Source organism: Stenotrophomonas sp., assembly GCF_032066555.1.
GTDB lineage: Bacteria > Pseudomonadota > Gammaproteobacteria > Xanthomonadales > Xanthomonadaceae > Stenotrophomonas.
This window is the reverse complement of record NZ_DAMBKV010000016.1, coordinates 34,375-58,038: the sequence shown is the minus strand read 5'-3', so window position 1 is coordinate 58,038 and position 23,664 is coordinate 34,375. Positions and strand designations below refer to the sequence as shown.

The window sequence follows — 23,664 nt, the reverse complement described above, 5'->3', positions numbered from 1 at the left end:
CAGACTTGACGGGACCCCGAGGGGGTCTATAGAATTTCCGGTTCTTTCCGTCCACTTCATACAGGTGCCCCAATGGCCACCAAGCGCACGTTCCAGCCCAGCAACCTCAAGCGCAAGCGCGATCACGGTTTCCGTGCTCGTATGAAGACCGCCGACGGCCGCAAGATCCTGTCGCGTCGCCGCGCCAAGGGCCGCAAAGTCCTCAGCGCTTGATTGCGTTGCCGCGTGAAGCGGCAAGCGCAACCCCGATCGTGATCAGTACCTGCCCGCGCAAGCGATTTCCTCGCTCTGCGCGGGTTCGTACGCGTGCCGAATATACAACGGTCTTCAACGGCGCCCGCCGTGTATCCGAGCCCTTGATGACACTCCACTGGTTGAAAGGGGATAGCCCTGCTCGACTCGGTCTGGCTGTGTCACGCAAGGTGGATACGCGTGCGGTCGGTCGTAACCGTATCAAGCGTGTGTTGCGGGATGCAACACGCCATCTACGGTCGTGCCTGAAAGGTGGCGATTACGTCATCGTGGCCCGGTCGGCGGCCAAGACCGCCAGCAATCAACAGATCCGTGAGGCGTTTGAGCGCCTGCTGCGCCGCGCTGGCGCATTGCCCCCCGTAGCTGCGGGCGGCACAATGCCGCCGCACGAGGGCGCTGACACCCCTCTTCCTTTGAACGTACCGGATACCTCCTCCGGTCGAGCCGAGCCTGCCTGCTGATGAACCAGACCCGTGTATTCCTGATTTTTGCCTGGCTGATGGTAGCCGTGCTGCTGTGGATGGAATGGGGTCGCGAAAAGGCCGCACCGGATCCGGCAACCGTGGCCACCGCCCAGGCGGCCGTGCCGGGCGCCAATGACGTTGATCTGCATGCGCCGGTCGCCGGTGATGTGCCGCAGGCTTCCGTCCCGGGCCAGCCGCCGGCCGCTGCCGCGCCGGCAGGCATGGAAGCGGCCGCCAGCGCACAGCGCGTGACCGTCACCACCGACGTATTGAAGCTGGTGCTCGATGGCCGCAGCGTGCTGGACGCCGATCTGCTGCAGTTCCCGCAGACCAAGGCCGCCGGTAGCCCGCCGGTGCAGCTGCTGACCGAAGACAAGGCGCATCCGTACAGCGCCACCGCCGGTTGGGCCAGCCAGAACAATTCGCCGGTGCCGGGCGCGAACGGCTTCCAGCCGGCGCAGGGCGTCACCGCCGTGGCCCTGGCCGATGGCCAGAACGAAGTGCAGGTGCCGTTCGTGTGGAATGGCCCGAATGGTGTCAGCATCCATCGCACCTACACCTTCAAGCGTGGCGATTACGCCATCAGCGTGAAGGATGAAGTGGTCAATACCGGTACTGTTCCGTGGCAGGGTTATGTGTTCCGCAAGCTGGACCGCGTGCCGCCGGTAATCAGCAAGGGCATGACCAACCCGGATTCCTTCAGCTTCAACGGCGCTACCTGGTTCAGCCCGGCAGATGGCTACCAGCGCCGTGCGTTCAAGGACTACATGGAAGACGGCCCGATCAACCAGACCATCAGTGGTGGCTGGGTGGCGATGCTGCAGCACCACTTCTTCACTGCCTGGATTCCGCAGGCTGACCAGTCGGCGCTGTACCTGCTGTCGCAGAACGGTCCGCGCAACGTGATCGAAACCCGTGGCCCCGGCTTCACCGTGGCCCCGGGCCAGAAGGTCAGCACCGAAGCACGCCTGTGGGTGGGCCCGAAGCTGGTGAACCAGATCGCCAAGGAAGACGTGAAGGGCCTGGACCGCGTGGTCGATTACAGCCGCTTCTCGATCATGGCCATCATCGGCCAGGGCTTGTTCTGGGTGATGAACCAGGTGCACAAGCTGGTCGGCAACTGGGGCTGGGCCATCATCGGCCTGGTGATCCTGTTGAAGATGGCGTTGTTCCCGCTGGCCAATGCGCAGTTCAAGTCGCAGGCCAAGATGCGCAAGTTCCAGCCGCGCATCGCGCAGCTGAAGGAGCGCTACGGCGACGACAAGCAGAAGTTCCAGACCGCGATGATGGAGCTGTACAAGAAGGAGAAGATCAATCCGCTGGGTGGCTGCCTGCCGCTGCTGATCCAGATGCCGATCTTCTTCGCCCTGTACTGGGTGCTGGTGGAATCGGTGGAACTGCGCCAGGCGCCGTGGCTGGGCTGGATCCAGGACCTGACCGCACGTGACCCGTACTTCATCCTGCCGATCATCAACATCGCGGTGATGTGGTTCACCCAGAAGCTGACCCCGGCTGTGGGCATGGACCCGATGCAGCAGAAGATGATGCAGTTCATGCCGCTGGTATTCGGCGTGATGATGGCCTTCATGCCGTCCGGCCTGGTCCTGTACTGGGTGGTCAACGGCGGCCTGAGCCTGCTGCAGCAGTGGTGGATGATCAAGAAGCACGGCGAAGACGCGCCGAGCAAGGTGATCGAAGCCAAGTAAGCAAAAGCCCGCCGCAAGGCGGGCTTTTCGCATCTGGGCCAAGCCGCGCGAAGACAGGCCGTTTGGCTGTCTGTCTGCTCGGCTGTTTGTGGGAGCGGCGTAAGCCGCGAAGCTGACATTGCTGGAACCCTTGGAACCTATGCGATCTGACGCTGTGCTTGCTTCGCGGCTTACGCCGCTCCCACAAACAGCCCAACAGCCGAACAGCGCCGCAAGCTTGGCCTTTCGCCTGTGGCGTTAGAATCACCACTTCTGCTGCACCCTTTCACCCCCGAGCCTGCCATGCCCCGTTCGTCGTTGCGCCGCCTGATCCTGCCTGCCATGTTGCTTGCCGCTTTGACGGTCGCCGGCTGTTCCAAAAAGGACGAGGCAGGCACCGCGACGCCTACCCAGGCCAGCGCGCAGGCCGCAGCCGCAGCCAATCCAGCGGCGGCACCGCTGTTGACCGCACTGCAGAAACAGCTTGATGGCCATCGCCGCATCGTCGTGTTGCTGGCCGACGAAGCACAGCAATCGCCGACTGACCGCCAGACCTCCAGCCGCATTGGCCAGCAGTTGTTCCATGACGGGTTGGAACAACGCCAGGCCATTGCCGCACAGTTCGACGCCTTGCTGCGTGACCCCAATCCACAGCGCTTCGCCACCCTGGGCACGGTGCTGGATTACATCGAATCCTCACCCGAGCTCTACGACGCTGATCGCCTAGCTTTCCGCGAAATACTGCGTGAGCTGCATCAGCGCGTGGGCGCGGATTCGTCGCTGCCGGCGGTCAAGCTGCACCAGCGCATCGGCGAGGACCTGGAAGCGCTGGACGAGATCGAGCGCAATTACAACCAGGAACTGACCCGCATCTTCAGCCGCTTCGAACGCACCCGCGCCATCGAGCTCAAGCGTGAGAAGTGGGACGACTACGTCGCCCACCTCAACACGTTGTACAAGCGCGACGCCATCCTGCGCGACTTCGGCGTGATCGAGCCCTACCCGATGTCGATGCAGGACAGCGACCGCGAGATCTTCGGCCGCGACCTGCCCGCCAAGACCGTGGTGCTGACCTTCGACGACGGCCCGCACAAGGCCTATACCGATGAAGTCGTGGCCATCCTGCAACGCTACGACGTGCCGGGCGTGTTCTTCGAAGTGGGCCGCAACCTCGGCGCAGTCGAGGCCGACGGCAAGGTCAAGCTCGGGCCGATGGCGGACATCAGCCGTGGCCTGATGGAGCACGGCTACGCGGTCGGCAACCACAGCCTGACCCACGCGCAGCTGTCGCGCACCACTGGCGATGCGCTGCGCCAGCAGGTGCTCGATACCGACACGCTGCTCAAGGGCGTGGATGCCAAGCGCGCGCCGCTGTTCCGCTTCCCGTATGGGGCGCGCAATGCCGAAGGCCTGCAGCTGCTCAACGAAGCCGGCCTGAAATCCATCATGTGGAACATCGACTCGATGGACTGGGCCGATCCGGTGCCCGAATCCATCGTGCAGCGCGTGGTCGACCAGGTGCAGAAGGAACAGCGCGGCATCATCCTGTTCCATGACATCCACGACCGCGCGGTGAAGGCGCTACCGCAGATCCTCGACAAGCTGATCGCCGACGGCTACCAGTTCGCCGGCTGGAACGGCCGTGATTTCAGCGTCAGCCGCGCGCGCAAGGGCGCGGTCGCCGATACCACGGTCACCACCGGCTACGAAAAATCCTGGGCGATTGTCATTGGCATCGATGACTACGCCAAATGGCCCAAGCTCGAATATGCCGGCCGCGACGCGCAGTCCATCGCCGATACGCTGACCGGCCAGTTCGGCTTCCCGTCTTCGCAGGTGATCGTGCTGAAGAACCAGCAGGCTACCCGCAACAACATCCTGGCCGCCTTCCACGACCGCCTGGCCGATGAGCGCACCGGCAAGAACGACCGCGTGTTCGTGTTCTTCGCCGGCCATGGCGCGACCCGCCAGCTCGCCTCCGGCCGTGACCTCGGCTACATCATTCCGGTGGACTCGGACCCGAATGAGTTCGCCACCGATGCGATCGCGATGACCGATATCCAGAACATCGCCGAGAGCATGCAGGCCAAGCACGTGCTGTTCGTGATGGATGCCTGCTACAGCGGGCTGGGCCTGACCCGCGGTGGCAGTTCGTCGTCCTTCCTGCGCGAGAACGCACGCCGCAGCGCGCGGCAGATGCTGACCGCCGGTGGTGCCGACCAGCAGGTCGCCGACAGCGGCCCGAACGGCCATTCAGTATTCACCTGGGTGCTGCTGCAGGCGCTGGCCGGCAAGGGCGATCTCAATGGCGATGGCCTGATTACCGGCACCGAGTTGGCGGCGTATGTGGCGCCGGCAGTATCGGCGGTATCGCGGCAGACCCCGGCCTTCGGCAGCCTGCCCGGTTCGCAGGGCGGCGAGTTCGTGTTCCAGGTGCCGGACAGCCAGGAATTCCTCAACGCCGATACCCGCCAGCTCTCGGCTGACGCCATCGCCCTCAATAGTCGTGTCGATGCCGTGCAGGATGCCAAACCTGCAGGCAAGACCGAGGCGCCAGTGACGGTGGCCGATCTGCAGGGTGGCAAGAGCACCCTGGTGGTGCCGGCCGCGGTACCGACCTCGGACCGGCAGCGCGCGCAGCAGGCCAATGACCGCGGCCTGCAGCTCTACCGCGAGAAGCGCTACGACGAGGCGGTGGCGCAGTTCACCGAGGCACTGAAGCTGCGGCCGGATTTCGCCCAGGCGGCAAACAACCTCGGCTTCGTCTATTACCGCCAGCAGCGCTATGCCGAAGCCGCGCGCTGGCTGGAGAACACCTTGAAGATCGATCCTTCGCGCGCGGTGGCCTACCTGAATCTTGGCGACGCCTACTTCAATGCCGGCGACAAGGCCAAGGCCAAGCAGGCCTATACGACCTACCTGGAGTTGCAGCCGCAGGGCAGCGGCGCCGCGCAGGCCCGCGCACAACTGCAGAAGCTGTAAGCCATGAGCGACGTGTTCACAGGCCAGACCATTGTTGCCATCGCCAGCGGTGCTGCTGCCGGTGGCGTCGGCATGCTGCGCGTGTCCGGCCCGCAGTCGCTGCGCATCGCCGTTGCCCTGGGTTGTCCACAGCTCAAGCCGCGCCACGCCCATTACGCCAGGTTCCGCGATGAGGCAGGCGAGGTCATCGACGACGGCATCGCCCTGTACTTCCCCGGCCCGCGCAGCTTTACCGGCGAGGACGTGGTGGAACTGCAGGGCCACGGCAGCCCGGTGGTGCTGCGCCAGCTGCTGGCCCGCTGCATCGAGCTGGGCGCGCGCCAGGCCCGCGCTGGTGAGTTCAGCGAGCGCGCCTTCCTCAACGGCAAGCTCGACCTGGCCCAGGCCGAAGCCATCGCCGACCTGATCGCCGCTGGCGACGTACGCGCCGCGCGTGCCGCGCGGCGTTCGCTGGACGGCGTGTTCTCACGCCGGGTGGAAGAGGTGGGCGAGCAACTGGTGCGGCTGCGCATCCACGTCGAAGCGGCCATCGACTTCGCCGACGAGCCGCTGGACACGCTGGGCGGCGCGCAGGTGCGCGCCGGCATCGAGCAGGCCAAGGCCTTGCTGGCCCAGCTGCGCATCGACGCCGAACGCGGCCGCAAGCTGCGCGATGGCCTGCACGCGGTGCTGATCGGCCCCCCCAATGCCGGCAAGAGCTCGCTGCTCAATGCCTTGGCCGGCAGCGAGCGCGCCATCGTCACCGATATCGCCGGCACCACCCGCGACACCTTGCGTGAGACCATCCGCATCGACGGCCTGGAGCTGGAGCTGGTCGACACCGCCGGCCTGCGCGAAGGCGGTGACGCCATCGAACGCGAAGGCATGCGCCGCGCCCGCGCCGAGATGCAGCGCGCCGACCTGGCCATCGTCGTGCTCGATGCCCGCGATCCGGAGGCGGGCAGGGCCGCGATTGGCGATGCCGCAGCACAGGCTGCCCGCCAGCTGTGGATCTACAACAAATGCGATCTGCTGCCGGACTGGCCGCAGGCGCTGGACGCCGACAGCATCGCCCTGTCCGCCGCCAATGGTGTGGGTCTGGAGCAGCTGCATGCGCGCCTGCGCGAGATCGCCAGCGATGGCGCAGGCGAGGGCATGCAGGGCGAGTTCTCCGCGCGCCTGCGCCATGTCGAAGCGCTGGCCCTGGCCAGCGAACACCTCGACGCGGCCGATGGGCAATTGCACTACGACCAGCTGGAACTGGCCGCCGAGGAACTGCGGCTGGCGCATGATGCGCTCGGCGAAATCACCGGCCGCATGACCGCCGACGACCTGCTGGGCAGGATTTTCTCGAGCTTCTGCATCGGCAAATAATGCCGCTGTGGAGCCATCGGCCCGCAGGGGCCAGCCAACGCAATAGTCAGGAGGTAGTTGATGTTTTCGCACATCGTGGTGGGGGCAAATGACATCGAGGCATCCAAGGCGTTCTATGACGCGCTGCTGTCCACGCTCGGCGCAAAGCCGGGTTTCGTCGATCCCAAGGGCAACGTGGTGTACCGCCATGGCGGCGCGCTGCTGATCGTCGGCCATCCGCGCAACGGCGAGCCCGCAACGCACGCCAATGGCGGCACCATCGGCTTCAGCTGCGCCTCGCCGGAGGTGGTCGAGGCCTGGCATGCGGCAGGTGTTGGCAACGGTGGTGTGAGCGTGGAAGACCCGCCGGGACCGCGGCAAAGCCCATTCGGCCCACTCTACCTCGCGTATCTGCGCGATCCGGCCGGCAACAAGCTGTGTGCCACGCACCGTGCGGCCCAGGCCTGAGCATCAGCTTTCCCCACAGCGGCGGCGCGGACCACTACGCGCCGCCGGTTACTGACAGTTCTGTTTGCCGCCGTTAGGCTAGGCCCTGTTACGGGATCCCCCCGCCAACGGAGTCAGTCCAATGCGCCATTGATGCCACCGTCTTGATGACGGTCCCTACCAGTCCCTGCTGCCGCTGGCGGCCGGGTGCTTCGGGCATCGATGGAATACCGCATGACACACTCAATTTCCGTGACGCTGGATGGCGTCGCGTGGCACACGCCCGATGGGCGCAGCCTGTTCTCCAACCTCACCGCACAGTTCGATGACCGGCCCACCGGTCTGGTCGGCCGCAACGGCGTGGGCAAATCCGTACTCGCGCAGATACTGGCTGGATTGCGTCAGCCCAGTGCCGGGCATTGCCGTCGCATCGGTGAGGCCTACTACCTCGCACAGCAGGTACAACCACGAGCAGGACAGCGTGTAGCCGAACTCGCGGCTGTGGATAAGCGTGTGGATGCATTGCGCAGGATTGAAGCCGGAAGCACGCAGCAAGCGGATTTCGACGCGATTGGCGAGCAATGGAGCCTGTGCGAAACCCTGCAGCAGGCCTTGGCTGATGCAGGCTTGCACGGCGTTGATGCCGATACACCTGTGGATAAGCTCAGTGGCGGGCAATGCATGCGCGTCGCTTTGGTGGGTGCGTTGCTGCAGCCGGTGGAGTGGCTGATCCTCGACGAACCCAGCAATCATCTCGATCACGCCGGCCGGCACTGGTTGGCCGAGCAGCTGCGCGCGAGAAAGCAGGGCCTGATCCTGGTCAGCCATGACCGGCTGCTGTTGCAACAGGTGGAGCGCATCGTCGAACTGTCGCCGCAGGGGCTGCGCAGCTACGGCGGCAACCATGCCTTTTATGCACAGGCGCGCGCTGGCGAACGTGCCGCAGCCGAAGCTTTGTTGCAGCAACGCCGGCATGAGCGGCGCAAGGGCGAGCAGGTTCTGCGCGATCAACGGCAGCGGTTGGAACAACGCAGCGCGCGCGGCAACCGCGAGGCCGCCAACGCCAATCAGGCGCCGATCCTGCTTGGCTTGCAGCGGCAACGTGCCGAAGCCAGCCTCGGCAAGGCACGCGCGCAGCTGGATCAGCGGCAGGTGCAGCTGCACGACGCCGTGCGCGAGGCACAGGCCGACAGCGAAGCCGCCGCCCCGGTGTTGCTGGTCCCAAATGTGCAAACCAGCGGGCCGGAGTGGGTGGTGCGTTCCAGCGGACTGCAGCTGCCGCATGTGGCACCGGCGCTGCGCGCGCTGGACTTCAACCTGCGCCGTGGCGAACGCGTTGCCATCACCGGTGCCAACGGTGTGGGTAAGTCGACATTGCTGAAGGTGTTGGCAGGACAGCTGCCAGTGCGGGCTGGCAAGGTGAGCGTGCAGGTACCTGCTGCCTTGCTGGATCAGCAGCTGCAGCTGCTACCCGCGCACAGCAGCGTGCTGGACGCCTTGCGTCTGCGTAATCCAGCCATGGCCGAGGGCGAGTTGCGTAGCCGGCTGGCCCTGCTTGGCCTGGATGCAAACCACGTACAGATGCCTTCTGGCCTGCTCAGCGGCGGGCAGCGACTGAAAGCCGGCCTGGCCTGCGCGCTGTATGCCGATCCACCGGCACAGCTGCTGTTGCTGGACGAACCCGGCAATCACCTGGACCTGGATGCGCTGGCGGCTCTGGAAGACCTGTTGCGCCAATACCAGGGCAGCCTGTTGCTGGTCTCGCATGACGAGGCACTGCTGCAGGCCATCGGCATCACCGCGCGCCTGCAGGCCGACGCGGATGGCTGGCAGTGGCAACGCAATCAGTGACGCGGTGTTCTTACGCGCGTCACATGCAGCCGTCATGCTGCGCGCCTTGTTTTCGATTGGAGTAGTGACGGTGCGAAGCTGGGCCTGGTTGATGGCGGTGGGGGTTGGCGTGGCATGCTGTTGGGCAATGGACAGCTCAGCCGCGCAGACTTATCCCCAGGTTTCGGTGTACGCGCACCGTGGTGCCAGCGCACTGCTGCCCGAGCACACCCTGGCCGCTTATGCACAGGCCATCAGCGACGGCGCCGATTACATCGAGCCGGACCTGGTGATGAGCAAGGACGGGGTGATGCTGGCCCGGCACGAGAACGAGATCGGCTCGACCACCGATGTCGCCAGCCACCCCGAGTTCGCCAGCCGCCGCACCCGCAAGCTGATCGACGGCCAGCAGGTCGAAGGCTGGTTCACCGAAGACTTCACCGTCGCCGAGCTGAAGACGCTGTACGCGCGTGAGCGCCTGCCGCAGATCCGCGGCACCGCCTTCGACGGACAGTTCCGCATTGCCACCCTGGACGAGATCATCAGCTTCCTGGTGCAGCAGGCCGGGCGTGCCAACCGCGGTATCGGCCTGGCGCCGGAGATCAAGCACGGCAGCTACTTCAAGAGCATCGGCCTGCCGATGGAAGACAAGCTGCTGGCCAGCCTGCAGGGCAACAGCTACACCAAGGTCGCGCCGATCCTGCTGCAGTCCTTCGAGACGGCCAACCTGCGCCAGATCCGCAGCAAGCTCGGCAAGGACAGCAATATCCGCCTGCTGCAGTTGCTCGATTCCAGCGACGAGAAGCCGGCTGACATTGCCTTGGCCGGTGGCAGCCTGACTTATGCACAGATGATGACGCCAGCCGGCCTGCGCGATATCGCCAGCTATGCCGATGCGATCGGCGTGGAACGGCGCGCGCTGGTGCCGCTGGATGCACAGGGCAAACTGGCTGCGCCTACCGCCCTGATCGGCGACGCGCATGCCGTCGGCCTGCAGGTAGTGGCCTACAGCTTCCGCCCGGAAAACCCGTTCCTGCCACCGGCATTGCGCCAAGGGGCGGAGAATGCGCGCAATCCGGAAGCCTCGGTGGCCGAGATCCGCGCCTATCTGCAGGCGGGTATTGATGCGTTCTTCACCGATGATCCGGCGCTGGGACGACGGGCGGTGGATGGCGGTTCTTAAAAGCTGAAGAGCGACCCCTCCCCAACCCGTCCGGCCCGAAGGCACAGCCTTCGGTCGTTCATCAGGCCGCGCGCCAATGGCGCGCAAGCAGGCCTTCTTCACCCCCTTGGCTGCGCCAAAGGGAGGGAGCCAAGCGGCTGCCTTGCATGCTGTCAGTCGCCAGGAACCGCCCCCTCCCTTTGGCGTAGCCAAGGGGAGGGCTGGGGAGGGGTTGGCTTTTAGGCCTTTCAAGCATCGGCAGCTTCGCGGCTGATGCCGCTCCTGCAGGTTGATGGATTGCTGGTAGAGCCTCTGCCGAGCATGGCTCGGCACTACCGCTTCTGCTCTTAGGACGGTTCGTTCGAATCCCGGCGTCGCAGCGGCACCACTACCTCATAGTCACGGCCTTCGCGCGGCTGCCACAGCACCGGCACCTGGCCCGGTGCGGGCGGTTCCAGTTCGTTGTCGGCTTCGGCCAGCTGCTCGGCGTCTTCCTCGTCTTCCCAGCTGTAGCGCTTGCGCTCAGCGCGCGGGTCGGCGTTGCGGAACAGCAGCGCGGCGATCACGCCGGCGGCGGCACCGCCCATATGTGACTGCCAGGACACGCCCGGCTCATGCGGCAGGATGGTGATCAGCATGCTGCCGTAGAACAGGAAGCCGATCAGGCTGGCGGCAATTGCCGGCCGGTCGCGCCGCAGCAGGCCGAGCACGAACACCAGGAACATCAGGCCGTGGGTCAGGCCGCTGGCACCGAGATGGCGGCTGCCGGCCTCGCCCAGCATCCACGCGCCCAGGCCGGAACCTATCCACAGCAAGGGCAGGGCACGCAGGGTGGCTTTGGGATAAACACTGCCAGCCAACGTACCAAGAATAAGCAGGGCGACCGCGTTGGCGCCCAGGTGTTCGATCGACCCATGCAGCAGGGGCGCGCCAAGCAGGCCGGCCAGACCGCTGGCTTCCAGCGGCGCTACCGCCCACGGCCGCCAATCCCAGCCGCTGCTCTGCAGGGCGAACATCGCCACCAGCAGCAGGACGAAGCCCAGGCTGATGTTGAACGCGCGCAGCACCCGGCTGCGGTCGTTGCGGGCGACGGTGGCCGGCGTGTCGCCGGTATCGGGCAGAGTTGGCGTGTCCATGTTCAAGGGATTGCGGCGCCTTGGGCGAAAGCCAAGGGCGCCGCGCTTGGGATCTGGCGTGCCACCGGCGGGACAATCCCGCCGGTGGTGCTGACATCAGGCCTTGTGTCCGCCCTTCGGCGGGATCTTCAGGCTCAGGATCACCGTGGCCACCAGGATCGCGGCCACCACACCCAGCGAAACCGGGACCGGGATCTTGAAGATGTCGATCAGCAGCATCTTGGTACCGATGAAGGCCAGGATGACGGCCAGGCCGTAGGGCAACAGGTGGAAACGGTCGGCCATGCCGGCCAGCAGGAAGAACATCGCGCGCAGGCCCAGCACCGCGAACACGTTCGAGGTCAGCACGATGAACGGGTCGGTGGTGATGGCGAAGATGGCCGGGATCGAGTCCACCGCGAAGATCACGTCGGTGACCGCGATCAGGATCAGCACCACGAACATCGGGGTGAACCAGCGCACGCCGTCCTTCTCGGCGACCAGGCGGTTGCCGTTGTACTCGTGGGTGATACGCAGGTGCTTGCGCATGAACTTCAGCGCCGGGTTGTTATCCAGGCTGGGCTCCTCGCTGGCGGCGAACCACATCTTCCAGCCGGTGTAGAGCAGGAAGGCGCCGAACACGTAGAGCAGCCAATGGAACTGGGTAACCAGCACGGAACCGGCGAAGATCATGATCGTACGCAGCACGATCGCGCCCAGGATGCCGATGATCAGCACACGCTGGCGCTGCGTCTCGGGCACCGCGAAGTAGCCCATGATCAGCAGGAAGACGAAGATATTGTCGACCGCCAGCGCCTTCTCGATCAGGTAGCCGGTCAGGAACTGCAGACCCACTTCATTGGCAACGGCCGCGCCTGCGGTCTCGTGCAGGTAGTACCAAAGGCCCGCATTGAAGGCCAAGGCCAGCGCCACCCAGCCCAGCGACCAGTAGATGGCCTCCTTGAAGGTGACTTTGTGCGGACCACCGTGGCGCATCAGCACCAGGTCGATCAACAGCGCGGCAATGACGACGACGATGAAGCCGCCCCACAGCCAAGGATTACCAATTGTCTGCATCATGATGAAATTCCGGTCGTGAACGGGGGTATCTCGGAACCACAAAGGCCAAGAGCTGGACACGGAATCGGGGAGACCGGGGACAGAGCTTCGCCAATGCGGCGAAGGTCTTGCTCACAGTCCCGATGGGCGGGACTGCCGTTGCACCGGAGTCTTGCGACTCGAATTGACGGCGACAACGTCTGGGAGCTACTCCCCTTCTGGAGCGAATAGTGCGGCCTGTGCCCATTACAGTCAATGAATACGCTGCAGGCAGGGGGCAGCGCCCGGCTACAATAGCGGCCATGAATACCCCACTCCCCGTCGTACGCCTGAAGAACGCGTGGCGCTCCAGCCACCCGTGGATTTTCCAGAAACTGGTCGAAAAGCCGACCGTCAAGCCCAAGTCCGGCACCATCGTCGATGTGGTCGGCGTGGACGGCGAGTGGATTGGCCGCGGCTTCTACAACGGCCACTCGCGCATCGCCGTGCGCATCCTGGAAACCAACCCGGACGTGGCGGTGGACCAGGCCTGGTTCGCGCAGAAGCTGGCGCAGGCGGTGTCGCTGCGTCGTGACGTGCTGAAGCTGGACGCCATCTCCAATGCCTGGCGCGTTGTCCACAGCGAAGGCGACGGCCTGTCCGGCCTGGTGGTGGACCGCTATGACGACCTGCTGGTGGTGGAATTCTTCGCCGCCGGCATGTTCCGCCACCGCGAATGGATCTACGAGGCGCTGCGTGACCTGTTCCCGGGCTGCCGCTTCCACAGCTTCGCCGACGAACACGTGCAGAAGCAGGAAAGCTTCGATTTCCACGGCAACACCACCACCGAACCGGCCGTGATCACCGAGTACGGCATCAAGTTCCGTGCCGACCCGGCCGGTGCACACAAGACCGGCTTCTTCGCCGACCAGCGCGAGAACCGTGAGTGGCTGAGCCAGCAGGTGGAAGGCAAGAGCGTGCTCGACCTGTGCTGCAACACCGGTGGCTTCGCGGTGTATGCCGCAGCGCGCGGTGCCGCCGAGGTGCTGGGCGTGGACATCGACCAGGACGTGATCCACATTGCCAAGGGCAATGCGCGTTTGAACAACGCCAAGCCCAAGTTCGTGCAGGCCGACATCTTCCCGTGGCTGCGTGATGCGGCCAACCGTGGCGACCAGTACGACGTGGTGATCCTGGACCCGGCCAAGATGACCCGCGACCGCGACCAGGTGATCACCGCGCTGAAGAAGTACCTGGACATGAACAAGCTGGCCTTGGGCGTGGTCAAGCCTGGCGGCCTGTTCGCCACCTTCTCCTGCACCGGCCTGGTGGCCGAGGACCAGTTCCTCGACATGCTGCGCCGTGCCGCGTACTTCTCCGGCCGCACCATCCAGATCCTGAAGGTAGCCGGCGCCGGCCCGGACCATCCGTTCATGGCCCACGTGCAGGAATCGCGTTACCTCAAGGCGGTGTTCTGCCGCGTGCTGGACTGAGGCAAAAGCGACCCCTCCCAACCCTCCCCTTCGCTACGCGAAAGGGAGGGCTCCGCACCGTGTAGTGCCGAGCCATGCTCGGCAGCGGCCTTCCCGGTAGAGCTCCAACCGAGCATGGCTCGGCACTACAAGAGCCGCCTCCATGCCGTCCGTCACTGGCCCGCGGCTCCACTACAGCGCTAAGGTCTGGCCTTTCCCTTCACGGTGAGGCCTCATGACGCTGCGTCCCCTGTCCCTGCTGGTATCCCTGTCGTTGTGCGTTCCGCTGGCCGCCTCGGCGGTGGAGTTCAGCCAGGCTGAGCTGAGCAAGGCCACCGCTCTGCAGCAGAAACTGCTGACCCTGGATTCGCATCTGGATACGCCGGCCAACTTCGGTCGTGCCGACTTCAACATCATGCAGCGTCACGACCACAATGCGCTGTCGCAGGTGGACTACCCGCGCATGGTCGAAGGTGCGCTGGATGGCGGCTTCTTCGCCATCTACACCGACCAGGGCGACCGCAGCCCGGCCGCGCATATCGCCGAGCGCGACCACGGCCTGCAGCGCATGCAGGAAATCCACGAGATGCTCGCCGCCAACCCGGACAAGTTCCAGCTGGCACTGACGGCTGACGATGCTGCAAGGATCAAGGCCGCCGGCAAGCGCGTGGTCTACATCAGCATGGAGAACGGCAGCCCGCTGGTCGCCGACCCGACCTTGCTGAGTTACTACTACAAGGCCGGCCTGCGGCTGATGTCGACGGTGCACTTCGCCAACAACGAGTTCGCCGATTCGGCCACCGATCCCAAGGGTGCGGAGTGGAACGGCCTGAGTCCGGCCGGCAAGGCGCTGGTCAACGAGGCAGTGAAGCTGGGCATCGTGATCGACCAGTCGCACGCCTCCGATGCGGTGTTCGACAACCTGATCGAGATGATGCCGGTGCCCTTCATCCTGTCGCACAGCTCGGCCAAGGCGGTGTTCAACCACCCGCGCAACCTGGACGACGCGCGCCTGCGCCAGCTGGCCGCCAAGGGCGGCGTGGTGCAGGCCAATGCCTACGGTGGTTACCTGGTCGACGAGACCAAGAGCGCCGAGCGCAAGCAGGCCGAAGAAGAACTGGAAAAGCGCCTGGGCGGTTGGGAAAACATGACCATGGCCAAGGGCGTGGAACTGCGCAAGGCGATGGCCGAGCTCGACCAGAAATACCCGCGCCGCAAGGCCACGCTGGATGACTTCTTCCAGCACTTCGGCCACATGCTCGACGTGGTCGGCCCGGATCATGTCGGCATCGGCATGGATTGGGACGGCGGTGGCGGTGTGACCGGCATGGAAGACGCGGCCGACCTGCCCAAGATCACCGCGTGGATGCAGCGCCGTGGACTGAGTGATGCGCAGATTGCCAACATCTGGAGCGGCAACGTGCTGCGGGTGATGCGCCAGGCGCAGGACTATGCGGCGGCACAGAAGAAGTCCTGAGCGCGCGCTGGTGGATAAGTGGAATGACAAAGCGGGCTTAGTGCCCGCTTTGTTTTTATCCACAACTTGGTGGGGATAAGTGGGTTATCCACAGGTGGGGAGCTGCAAGGCTTTAAAGCTTTAAGGCAAAGGCACCCCTCCTCAACCCTCCCCTGCGCTAAGCGCAAGGGAGGGGCGGCTCTGCTCCCTCCCTTTGCCGCAGGCAAGGGGAGGGCTGGGGAGGGGTGCTCTTCAAGCAGAACCCACAAACCCCCAAAAACAAAAAGCGGGCCGAAGCCCGCTTTCTGCGTTATCCACAACAGCTTGTGGATTACTTGCCACGTCCCAGCACCGCATTGCGGCGGCTGTACACGGCATAGACCAGCAGGCCGAACACGTTCCAGGCCAGGAACCACAGCTGGGTGCGCATCGGCAGGCTGATGAACAGGTAGATGCAGCCGCCGATCGCCAGCGGCCCGACCACCCAGGCCAGCGGCGTGCGGAAGGTGCGCGGACGGTTGGGCTCGCGCTTGCGCAGTACCAGCAGGCACAGGCCCACGGCGGTGAACGCGGCCAGGGTGCCGGCATTGGCCAGCGCGGCGATTTCATCCAGGCGCGCCACACCGGCCAGCGCGGCCACCAGCACGGCGGTGAACAGGGTGATGACCACTGGCGTGCCGGTGCGCTGGTTGACCTTGGACAGGCCGCGCGGCAACAGGCCATCACGCGACATCACGAAGAAGATGCGGCTCTGGCCGTAGAAGAAGGCCAACAACACGGTCGGCAGGGCGATGATGGCGACAATGCCGATCACCAGCGCGGCAGTGCCGTGGCCGAGTTCGCGCATGATCAGGGCCAGCGGCTCGGCGCTCTTGCCGAACACCGTGTAGCTCATCGCACCGACTGCGGCCAAGGCCACCAGCAGGTAGATGATGGTGCAGCCAACCATCGAACCGATGATGCCGATCGAAAGGTCGCGCTTGGGGTTCTTGGTTTCCTCGGCGGCGGTGGAGATCGCATCGAAGCCGTAGAAGGCGAAGAAGATGATCGCCGCCGCCGCCATCACCCCGCGTTCCACGCCATCGGCGCTGATCGACTTGGGGAAGCCATAGGGCATGAACGGCTGCAGGTTCTCGGCGTTGAAGGCCGGCAGCGCAACCGCAACGAACACCGCCAGCGCGATCAGCTTGAACACCACCAGCACCGCATTGAGGGTGGCGCTCTCCTTGGTGCCGACCATCAGCATGCCGGCGACCAGGAAGGTAATGACGATGGCCGGCACGTTGAGGAAGCCGCCTTCCACGTGCGGACCGGCAGCCAGGGCTTGCGGCAGGGCCACGTTCCAGCCGAACGAGGTGTGCAGCCACTCCAGGAAGCCGACGAAGTAGCCGGACCAACCGACTGCTACCGTACTCACCACCAGCGAGTACTCCAGGATCAGGCTCCAGCCCACCACCCAGGCGATGGTCTCGCCCAGCGCACTGTAGCTGTAGGTATAGGCGCTGCCGGCGGCCGGCATCATCGTCGACAGCTCGGCATAGGCCAGTGCCGCACAGGCGCAGATCGCACCGGCGATGATGAAGGACAGCAGCACCGCAGGGCCGGCCTTGTCCGCACCCACGCCGATCAGCGTGTAGATGCCGGTGCCGACGATGGCGCCGATGCCGAGCGCCACCAGGTGAGGCCAGCTCAGCGTTGGAACAAGCCGACGGCCTTCTTCGTGTTCGGTGAGTTGGTCGATGGGCTTGCGCCGGAGCCAGGACTGCATGCGGACCTCACGGTTCGTGGTGGTTCGGGGAAGCGGCCGAGTTTGGCTTAACGCAGTGCAGCAAAGCTAGAAAAACCCGACATCTGGCGCTCTTTTACCGCGTATAGGTGTCATCGCGCCGAATTCGGCATAAAAAATGAAAGTCAGGGCATCGCCCGCGGCGGCGACCGTCGGATGCGGACCCTGCAGGCCCGCCCCGACGCCAGCAGGTTGCGCCATCCAAGTGCCTTACTCGGCGATACCCAGGCGCAGCCCGAACACCACCAGGCAGACGCCGACCGCACGCCGCAGCCACACGCCAACGCGCGGATAGCCGGCCAGGCGGCGGGCAATGAACTGCCCACCGAAGATCAGCACCGAGCACCAGCCGATGCTGAGGAGGGCGATCAGCACCGCCATCGTCGCCAGGGTCAGCGCACCGCGTTGCCGCAGCGGGTCGATGAACAGCGGAAAGAAGGCCATGTAGAACAGGATGGCTTTGGGATTGAGCACGCCCACCAACAGCGCCTGGCGGAACCAGCGCCGGCCGTGCTGCACCGGCGCAGCCTCGCCAGCGGCTGCCGTCGGTTCCCGCAGCAGGTTGATGCCGACCCAGATCAGATAGGCCGCACCCACGTAACGCAGCCCGGCAAACAGCACTGGATGCGCCTGCAGCAGCGCGGCCACACCGGTGGCGGCAATGGCGATGAGGATCTGGTCGCCCAGCATCAGCCCGGCCAGGGTGGCGTAACCGGCACGCACGCCACCGCGCGCGGTGGCGGTGAGCAGGGTGAAGGTGCCCGGCCCGGGCAACATCAGGAACAGGATGACGGCCACCACGAAGGTGCCCAGGTCGTTGATGCCCATCCACGGCATGGCGGCTCTCCGTGGGGCTCAGTGCGCGCGCTGGTCGGCGATGCGCTGCTTCACTGCGGCGACCAACGCCTGCAGGTCATCAAAACGCGGCACGCCATAACGGTCGCCGGTGATGTCCAGGTTGCCCTTGCGCCAGTAGCCGGCCGGTGCCGCCACCAGCAACTTGCCCGAGCGTGCATACAGGCCGAATTCGAGCAGGGTGATCGGGCTCTGCGTGCCCGGGGCGAAGTACATCAGCACGATGTCGGCCTGTTCCAGCGCGGCCAGTTCCCACTCCACCTGGCGGCGGAACTCGGGCTCATCGGCCTCGGCACGCCAGGCCGGGTTCCAGTCGGCGCGGCGTGGATTGAGCATCAACACGCCTTCGTCGGCCAGCGCAGCCTGCACCTGCTGCTGCCAATCGCCGGCCTTGCCCATCTCGATGCTGCCAGCCAGGAACACCTTGGGTCGCACGTCATTGGCGGGCAGGGCGTGGGGCGAGGTGATGGTCTGCGAGTCACTGGCCAGGGCGGCCATCGGCAGCAGGCACAACAGGCTCGACAGCAGCAGGGAGGGCAACTTCATGGTGGGGATAGGGCGGGTGGGGGTGCACATGATCGCAGATAGGCGCCGATGGCTGTTTTCGCCAGCGGTCGGCTGCTTGCAGGATCAGCTTCTGAGACAGGCAGGGCTACACTTCTCCCCATGCAAACCGAAACCCTGATCCTTGGCGGCCTGTTGGTCGTCGTCCTCGTGCTGCAGCTGCTGCTGTTGCTGCGCCGTAATGACAACACCGTGCTGGAAAACACCTTGCGCGAAGAACAGCGCAACGGCCGCGGCGAACTGCGCGAGCAGCTGGAAAGCATGGCGCGCCAGCAGGACACCCGCATCGACGGCTTTGGCCGCAACCTCACCGACCTGTCCACCCGCACCGACCAGCGCCTGGACCAGCTGCGCGACAGCCTCAACGACGACGCCCGCAAGGGCCGCGAGGAGACCGCCAACGCCCAGCAGCTGCTGGCCCAGTTGCTGGGCACGCGGCTGCAGGACGTGCGCGGCCAGCTCGACGTGTTCGGCCAGCAGCAGGAAGCACGCATGGAAGCCTTCGCGCGCCAGCTGGCCGGCCTGCAGCAGAGCCTGGTCGAGGAAACGCGCAAGGGCCGCGAAGAAGGTGCACAGGTCCAGCTGCGCTTCGGCGAGACCCTCAACCAGAAGCTGGGCGAGCTGACCCAGCGCAACGAACAGCGCATCACCGAAATGCGCCAGACCCTGGAAGCGCGGCTGAAGGACCTGCAGGGCGACAACGCGGCCAAGCTCGAGCTGATGCGGCAGACCGTGGACGAGAAGCTGCAGAGCACGCTCAACACTCGCCTGGATTCCTCGTTCAAGCTGGTCTCCGAACGGCTGGAGCAGGTGCAGCGCGGGCTGGGCGAGATGCAGCAGCTGGCCACTGGCGTGGGCGACCTCAAGCGCGTGCTGAGCAACGTCAAGAACCGTGGCGGCTGGGGCGAAGTGCAGCTGGACAACATCCTCGAGCAGACCCTGACCGCCGAGCAGTACGCCCGCGGGGTGAAGCTGCGCGCCGACAGCGGCGAGATGGTCGACTTCGCCGTGCGCCTACCCGGCCGTGGCGATGGCGATACCCCGGTGTGGCTGCCGATCGATTCCAAATTCCCGCGCGAGGACTACGAGCGCCTGCTCGATGCGCAGGAAGCCGGCGACGTGGAGGCGGTACGCAACAGTGGCAACCAGCTGGAGCGGGCGATCCGCATCCAGGCCAAGTCGATCAGCGACAAGTACATCGTGCCGCCGCACAGCACCGACTTCGCGGTGATGTTCCTGCCTACCGAGGGACTGTATGCCGAGATCATCCGCCGTGCCGGCCTGGTGGACGCACTGCAGCGCGAGCACCGCGTGGTGATTGCCGGCCCGACCACGGTCACCGCCCTGCTCAACAGCCTGCAGATGGGCTTCCGCACCCTGGCCATCGAACAGCGCTCGTCGGAGGTATGGAGCCTGCTGGGTGCGGTGAAGAGCGAGTTCGGCAAGTTTGCCGGCATCCTCGAAAAGGCCGAGAAGCAGATCAACACCGTCGGCAAGAGCCTGGGCGACGCCAGCCGCAAGACCCGCACCATTGAACGCAAGCTGCGCGGCGTGGAGTCGCTGTCCAGCGACGCCTCGCAGGCCATGCTGGGTATGGACGACGAGGGCGAGGAAGACAGCCCCGAAAGCAGCGAAAGCTGAGGTAGTGCCGAGCCATGCTCGGCAGAGGCCTTCCAGGCAAACCTCAATGTAGTGCCGAGCCATGCTCGGCAGAGGCCTTCCAGGCAAACCTCAATGTAGTGCCGAGCCATGCTCGGCAGACGCGCCACCGGGAAAGCCCCTGCCGAGCATGGCTCGGCACTACAGGCGGGCGCTCGCCGCATGGGATCGGCACCACTGCGGAACCCAGCGTTACAACCTGATGGTCGTGCCAGCGCCGACGGCGCCGTTTATCCTTGGCTTTTCCCCAACCCCCAGCAGGCAACCGCATGACCGCTTCTGTTTACGACACCGCGCTGACCACCATCGACGGCGCTCCGGCATCGTTGGGCGACTACCGCGGCAAGGTGCTGCTGCTGGTCAACACCGCCTCCAAGTGCGGCCTTACCCCGCAGTACGAAGGCCTGGAAAAGCTGTACCGCGAAAAGAAGGACGCCGGCCTGGAAGTGCTGGGTTTCCCGGCCAACAACTTCAACGGGCAGGAGCCGGGCAGCGAAGAAGAGATCAAGCAGTTCTGCGCCCTGACCTATGATGTCAGCTTCCCGATGTTCTCCAAGATCAGCGTCGCCGGTGCCGACATCCACCCGCTCTACCAGCAGCTGACCGCAGCACAGCCGGCTGCCATCGGCGATGGCCCGCTGCGCGAGAAGCTGGCCGGTTTCGGCATCGAGACCAACCCGGCCCCGGCCATCCTGTGGAACTTCGAGAAGTTCCTGATCGGCAAGGACGGCAGTGTCGTTGCCCGCTTCGCCCCGGACACCAGCGCCGACGACGAAGGCCTGCGCAAGGCCATCGACGCAGCGTTGGCTGCGTAAACCAGCCATCGTTGTGTTGTGGGAGCGGCATAAGCCGCGAAGCTGGAACTGCTTGGCAACCGGTTCCAACCGCGATCTGCTGATTCATCAGCTTCGCGGTTGACACCGCTCCCACAAAAGAAAAGGCGGACAACAAAAAGCCCGGGTTTCCCCGGGCTTTTTTCATCCAGCGACAGCCGGGATCAATCGCCCCAGTTCGGCATCGGCATCGCGTCCACCGGAATCGTGGTCTGGTCGTCGTCGTCACGTTTGCCACCATGACGCAGATCCTTCTCGATCTGGTAGTTGCGGCGTTGCAGCCAGGCATCGCGGGTCAGTGCGTACTCGTCTACCGCGGTATCGCGCAGGGAATCCACCGCCATCAGCTGGGCGCGCATGTCCACCAACTGCAGGCCCTGCAGGCCGATGCGGACCTTGTCCATCTCGATCTGGCGCATCGGCGACAACGGAATGTCACCGGCCAGACCGAACACATCACGCACGGTACGTGGGCCGAAAAACGGCAGTTCCACGTAACGCGAACGGCGCCAGCCCCAGGTCCCCAGGGTCTGGCCGAAGTCTTCGCTGCGCTTGGGTACCATCGCCTTGCTGGCTGGGTCGAACAGGCCGCCAATACCGAAGGTGGAGTTCATCAGGAAACGGCCCAGCGTATCCCAGGCATCATCGGCATGGCCCTGCAGCAGCTGGTTGACCATCGTCAACGGCGAACGCAGGTTGCTGAAGAAGTTGCTGACGCCGGTACGCGCGAACTGCGGCACGACATTCACATACGCCGTGGCCAGCGGACGCGCGACGCCGCGGTCGACTGCATTGTTGAAGCGATGCACGCCGCGGTTGTACTTCTCCCACGGGTCGTAGGTCATGGCGGTGGTGCTGGAGCCGTCTGCGTTCTCGCTGCCTGGCGCAGGGCCGCCGTAGAGTGCGGCGAAGTCATCTTCGGCGCCGGTCGGTGCGGTGTCGTCGCTGGCAGTCACGCCGTTCTGAGTGGCGTCGGTTGGCGTCGCGGTTGCGGCGTCCTGCGCCGCTTCAGCGGGAACAACATCGGTATTGCCGACGACCTGTTCCGTGGCTTGTGGCGCAACCAGCGTGGACGCTGGCACCGCATCGCGTGCGGGTTTGCCGGCGCAGGCAGCAAGCAGCGCCAGGGCAAGCAGAAGAAGGACGGTACGGAAAAGTTTCATGTCAGCTTCCTGCCGAAGAGGCGTTGAAATCGAGGGACGGTGACAGCCGGTAGGCGGCACACAGTTCGGCCAGTCCTGCCGGGCTGCCGCTGACGTCGCCGCCAGCCTGCGCCCGCAAACGTGCAGCCAGCTCACCCAGCAACGCCAGTCCGGCGCTGTCGATGCCTTCAACCGCAGCCAGGTCGAGCCGACGCACGGGCGCCAGCGCGCGCGTCAGCTGCGGCCATAGTGCAACCACCGCCGCGCGGTCGATCACGCCTGCCAGGAGCAGGGTGTCGCCTTCGGTGCGGAAGCTGGCTTTACTTGTCACGGGGAGCCGGGCCGGCATTGGCCTGCATGCTGCCGCTGCGCAGCTCGGTGGCGACCTGCTTGATCGACTTCTGCCGCAGCGGGGCGTCGAACTGGTTCTTGAAGGTCTGCACGTAGGAGATGCCTTCGATCATCACGTCGAAGATCTTCCACTGGCCGTCAACATTGCGCATCAGGTATTCGACCGGGGTCGGCTCGCTGCCTGCGCGCACCAGCTCGGTGGAGACCTTGACGCCGCGGTTGCCCGGCAGCGGCTGCTCGCTCTTGTAGCGGAAGCTGGGCCGGCCCTGGATATCGAGCAGGGCCGAGCCGTAGCGCGACATCAGGTTGTCGGCCATCGCATCGGCGAACAGCTTGACGTCGGCATCAGCGGCGCCACGGCCATGCACACCCAGCACCAGGCGGGCGGCGTAGTCGCGGTCGAAGCCACGGCTCAGTTCACCATCGATGAAGCTGCGCAGGGTCGCCGGATTGGCGCGGAACTCGGCGCGGCGGGTCTGCAGGGCGTTGATGATGCGGGTGCTGGAATCCAGCACGGTGCGCGCGGCGGCCGAGGGCTGCGCGGCGGTGGCGGCCGGGCGTGCCTGCGCCAGCGTGACCGACGGTGCGGCGGCCAGCAGGGCAGAGGCGAGCACGACGGTAAGCAGTTTCACTTTCATGGTTGCGGTTCCGTTGCGGGCGCGTCTGCGCCGGGGGTTTCGTTTGCAGCTGCGCCGGTGTTGCCGCCGCCGCTGAACATGTATTTGCCAACCAGCTGCAGCAGGTCGACCGCCGGCTGGGTGAAGACGATCTCATCACCGGACTTCAATACATCCGGATCGCCGCCGGGCTGCAGGCCGATATAGCTTTCGCCGAGCAGGCCGCTGGTGAATATGCCGGCGGAGGTGTCGGCCGGCAGGTCCTTGAACTTGCTGTCCAGCGACAGGGTCACGATGGAATCGTATTTAATCGGGTCCAGCTGAATATCAGCTACTTGGCCGATGGTCACACCACCAACCTTCACTGGCGCCTGCTTGCGCAGCTGCCCGATCTGGCTGAAACGTGCCTTCAATTCATAGTCACCGCCGCCCATGCCGAAACGCTGGTTGGTGGAGGCGACGGCCAGCACCAGCAGCGAGGCCAGGGCCAGCAGCAGGAAGGCGCCGACGGAAAATTCGAGTCTGGGTCCACGGATGGCCATGTTGTGTCTCACTCCTGATCCATCTGGTGCTTCGCAGGGCGAAGCGGGTTGTTCGGTTGTTTGTTTGATCCCTGCACAGC

21 protein-coding genes are annotated in these 23,664 nt (G+C 65.2%); 12 read left to right on the top strand and 9 right to left on the bottom strand.

The window, feature by feature from the left end; genetic code table 11:
* Positions 1-72 precede the first annotated feature (72 nt).
* From rpmH to RT131_RS15730, 8 genes are all read left to right on the top strand, one after another.
* Positions 73-213: a 50S ribosomal protein L34 gene (gene rpmH / locus RT131_RS15765; protein ID WP_006404565.1), complete on the top strand. Its 141-nt coding sequence runs from the start codon at positions 73-75 to the stop codon at positions 211-213.
* A gap of 38 nt (positions 214-251) precedes the next feature.
* A complete protein-coding gene (rnpA, locus tag RT131_RS15760; RefSeq protein WP_313173755.1) occupies positions 252-713 on the top strand; it encodes a ribonuclease P protein component in 462 nt (153 codons plus the stop codon).
* Entirely contained in the window at positions 713-2,422 is a 1,710-nt protein-coding gene (gene yidC, locus RT131_RS15755; RefSeq protein ID WP_313173730.1) for a membrane protein insertase YidC, read from the top strand. Before rnpA ends, yidC begins: the two co-directional genes overlap by 1 nt.
* A 282-nt stretch (positions 2,423-2,704) precedes the next feature.
* Positions 2,705-5,383: a polysaccharide deacetylase family protein gene (locus RT131_RS15750; protein ID WP_313173729.1), complete on the top strand. Its 2,679-nt coding sequence runs from the start codon at positions 2,705-2,707 to the stop codon at positions 5,381-5,383.
* A 3-nt stretch (positions 5,384-5,386) separates the two neighbouring features.
* Positions 5,387-6,736 carry a tRNA uridine-5-carboxymethylaminomethyl(34) synthesis GTPase MnmE gene (mnmE, locus tag RT131_RS15745; protein ID WP_313173728.1) on the top strand — a complete coding sequence of 450 codons (1,350 nt, stop codon included), beginning with the start codon at positions 5,387-5,389 and terminating at the stop codon, positions 6,734-6,736.
* 60 nt (positions 6,737-6,796) lie between these two features.
* Positions 6,797-7,183 carry a VOC family protein gene (locus tag RT131_RS15740; RefSeq protein WP_313173727.1) on the top strand — a complete coding sequence of 129 codons (387 nt, stop codon included), beginning with the start codon at positions 6,797-6,799 and terminating at the stop codon, positions 7,181-7,183.
* 213 nt (positions 7,184-7,396) lie between these two features.
* A complete protein-coding gene (locus RT131_RS15735) occupies positions 7,397-9,013 on the top strand; it encodes an ATP-binding cassette domain-containing protein (protein WP_313173726.1) in 1,617 nt (538 codons plus the stop codon).
* A gap of 127 nt (positions 9,014-9,140) precedes the next feature.
* Positions 9,141-10,175: a glycerophosphodiester phosphodiesterase gene (locus RT131_RS15730; protein WP_313173725.1), complete on the top strand. Its 1,035-nt coding sequence runs from the start codon at positions 9,141-9,143 to the stop codon at positions 10,173-10,175.
* Between the two features lie 326 nt (positions 10,176-10,501).
* Here the strand turns inward: RT131_RS15730 and RT131_RS15725 are convergent, their stop codons facing one another.
* Positions 10,502-11,290, bottom strand: a complete 789-nt coding sequence (locus tag RT131_RS15725) for a rhomboid family intramembrane serine protease (RefSeq protein ID WP_313173724.1) — start codon at positions 11,288-11,290, stop codon at positions 10,502-10,504.
* Between the two features lie 96 nt (positions 11,291-11,386).
* Positions 11,387-12,346, bottom strand: coding sequence for a TerC family protein (locus RT131_RS15720; protein ID WP_313173754.1), 960 nt, complete (start codon positions 12,344-12,346; stop codon positions 11,387-11,389).
* 284 nt (positions 12,347-12,630) lie between these two features.
* Here RT131_RS15720 and RT131_RS15715 point away from each other — a divergent pair, with 284 nt between their 5' ends.
* Both RT131_RS15715 and RT131_RS15710 read left to right on the top strand, forming a co-directional pair.
* Positions 12,631-13,800: a class I SAM-dependent rRNA methyltransferase gene (locus RT131_RS15715; RefSeq protein WP_313173723.1), complete on the top strand. Its 1,170-nt coding sequence runs from the start codon at positions 12,631-12,633 to the stop codon at positions 13,798-13,800.
* Positions 13,801-14,014: 214 nt separating this feature from the next.
* A complete protein-coding gene (locus RT131_RS15710; protein WP_313173722.1) occupies positions 14,015-15,256 on the top strand; it encodes a dipeptidase in 1,242 nt (413 codons plus the stop codon).
* 310 nt (positions 15,257-15,566) lie between these two features.
* Here RT131_RS15710 and RT131_RS15705 read toward each other — a convergent pair whose 3' ends face one another.
* The 3 genes from RT131_RS15705 to RT131_RS15695 all read right to left on the bottom strand — a co-directional run bounded on the left by RT131_RS15705 (position 15,567) and on the right by RT131_RS15695 (position 18,422).
* Positions 15,567-17,003 carry an amino acid permease gene (locus RT131_RS15705; protein ID WP_313173721.1) on the bottom strand — a complete coding sequence of 479 codons (1,437 nt, stop codon included), beginning with the start codon at positions 17,001-17,003 and terminating at the stop codon, positions 15,567-15,569.
* Positions 17,004-17,231: 228 nt separating this feature from the next.
* Entirely contained in the window at positions 17,232-17,858 is a 627-nt protein-coding gene (leuE, locus tag RT131_RS15700) for a leucine efflux protein LeuE (RefSeq protein WP_313173720.1), read from the bottom strand.
* Positions 17,859-17,876: 18 nt separating this feature from the next.
* Positions 17,877-18,422 carry a nucleoside 2-deoxyribosyltransferase domain-containing protein gene (locus RT131_RS15695; protein ID WP_313173719.1) on the bottom strand — a complete coding sequence of 182 codons (546 nt, stop codon included), beginning with the start codon at positions 18,420-18,422 and terminating at the stop codon, positions 17,877-17,879.
* A gap of 120 nt (positions 18,423-18,542) precedes the next feature.
* On the opposite strand from RT131_RS15695, the gene rmuC reads away from it, so the two are divergent.
* Positions 18,543-20,081: a DNA recombination protein RmuC gene (rmuC, locus tag RT131_RS15690; RefSeq protein WP_313173718.1), complete on the top strand. Its 1,539-nt coding sequence runs from the start codon at positions 18,543-18,545 to the stop codon at positions 20,079-20,081.
* A 287-nt stretch (positions 20,082-20,368) separates the two neighbouring features.
* Positions 20,369-20,914, top strand: coding sequence for a glutathione peroxidase (locus tag RT131_RS15685; protein ID WP_313173717.1), 546 nt, complete (start codon positions 20,369-20,371; stop codon positions 20,912-20,914).
* 182 nt (positions 20,915-21,096) lie between these two features.
* On the opposite strand, the gene RT131_RS15680 is transcribed toward RT131_RS15685, so the two are convergent.
* From RT131_RS15680 to mlaD, 4 genes are read right to left on the bottom strand one after another with little or no spacing between them, the layout of a single operon-like run.
* Positions 21,097-22,095: an MlaA family lipoprotein gene (locus tag RT131_RS15680; RefSeq protein WP_313173716.1), complete on the bottom strand. Its 999-nt coding sequence runs from the start codon at positions 22,093-22,095 to the stop codon at positions 21,097-21,099.
* A gap of 1 nt (position 22,096) precedes the next feature.
* Positions 22,097-22,405, bottom strand: coding sequence for an STAS domain-containing protein (locus RT131_RS15675; RefSeq protein WP_313173715.1), 309 nt, complete (start codon positions 22,403-22,405; stop codon positions 22,097-22,099).
* Positions 22,395-23,063: an ABC transporter substrate-binding protein gene (locus RT131_RS15670; protein ID WP_313173714.1), complete on the bottom strand. Its 669-nt coding sequence runs from the start codon at positions 23,061-23,063 to the stop codon at positions 22,395-22,397. Before RT131_RS15670 ends, RT131_RS15675 begins: the two co-directional genes overlap by 11 nt.
* Entirely contained in the window at positions 23,060-23,584 is a 525-nt protein-coding gene (mlaD, locus tag RT131_RS15665; RefSeq protein ID WP_313173713.1) for an outer membrane lipid asymmetry maintenance protein MlaD, read from the bottom strand. The genes RT131_RS15670 and mlaD overlap by 4 nt, the downstream gene beginning before the upstream one ends.
* Positions 23,585-23,664: the final 80 nt, after the last annotated feature.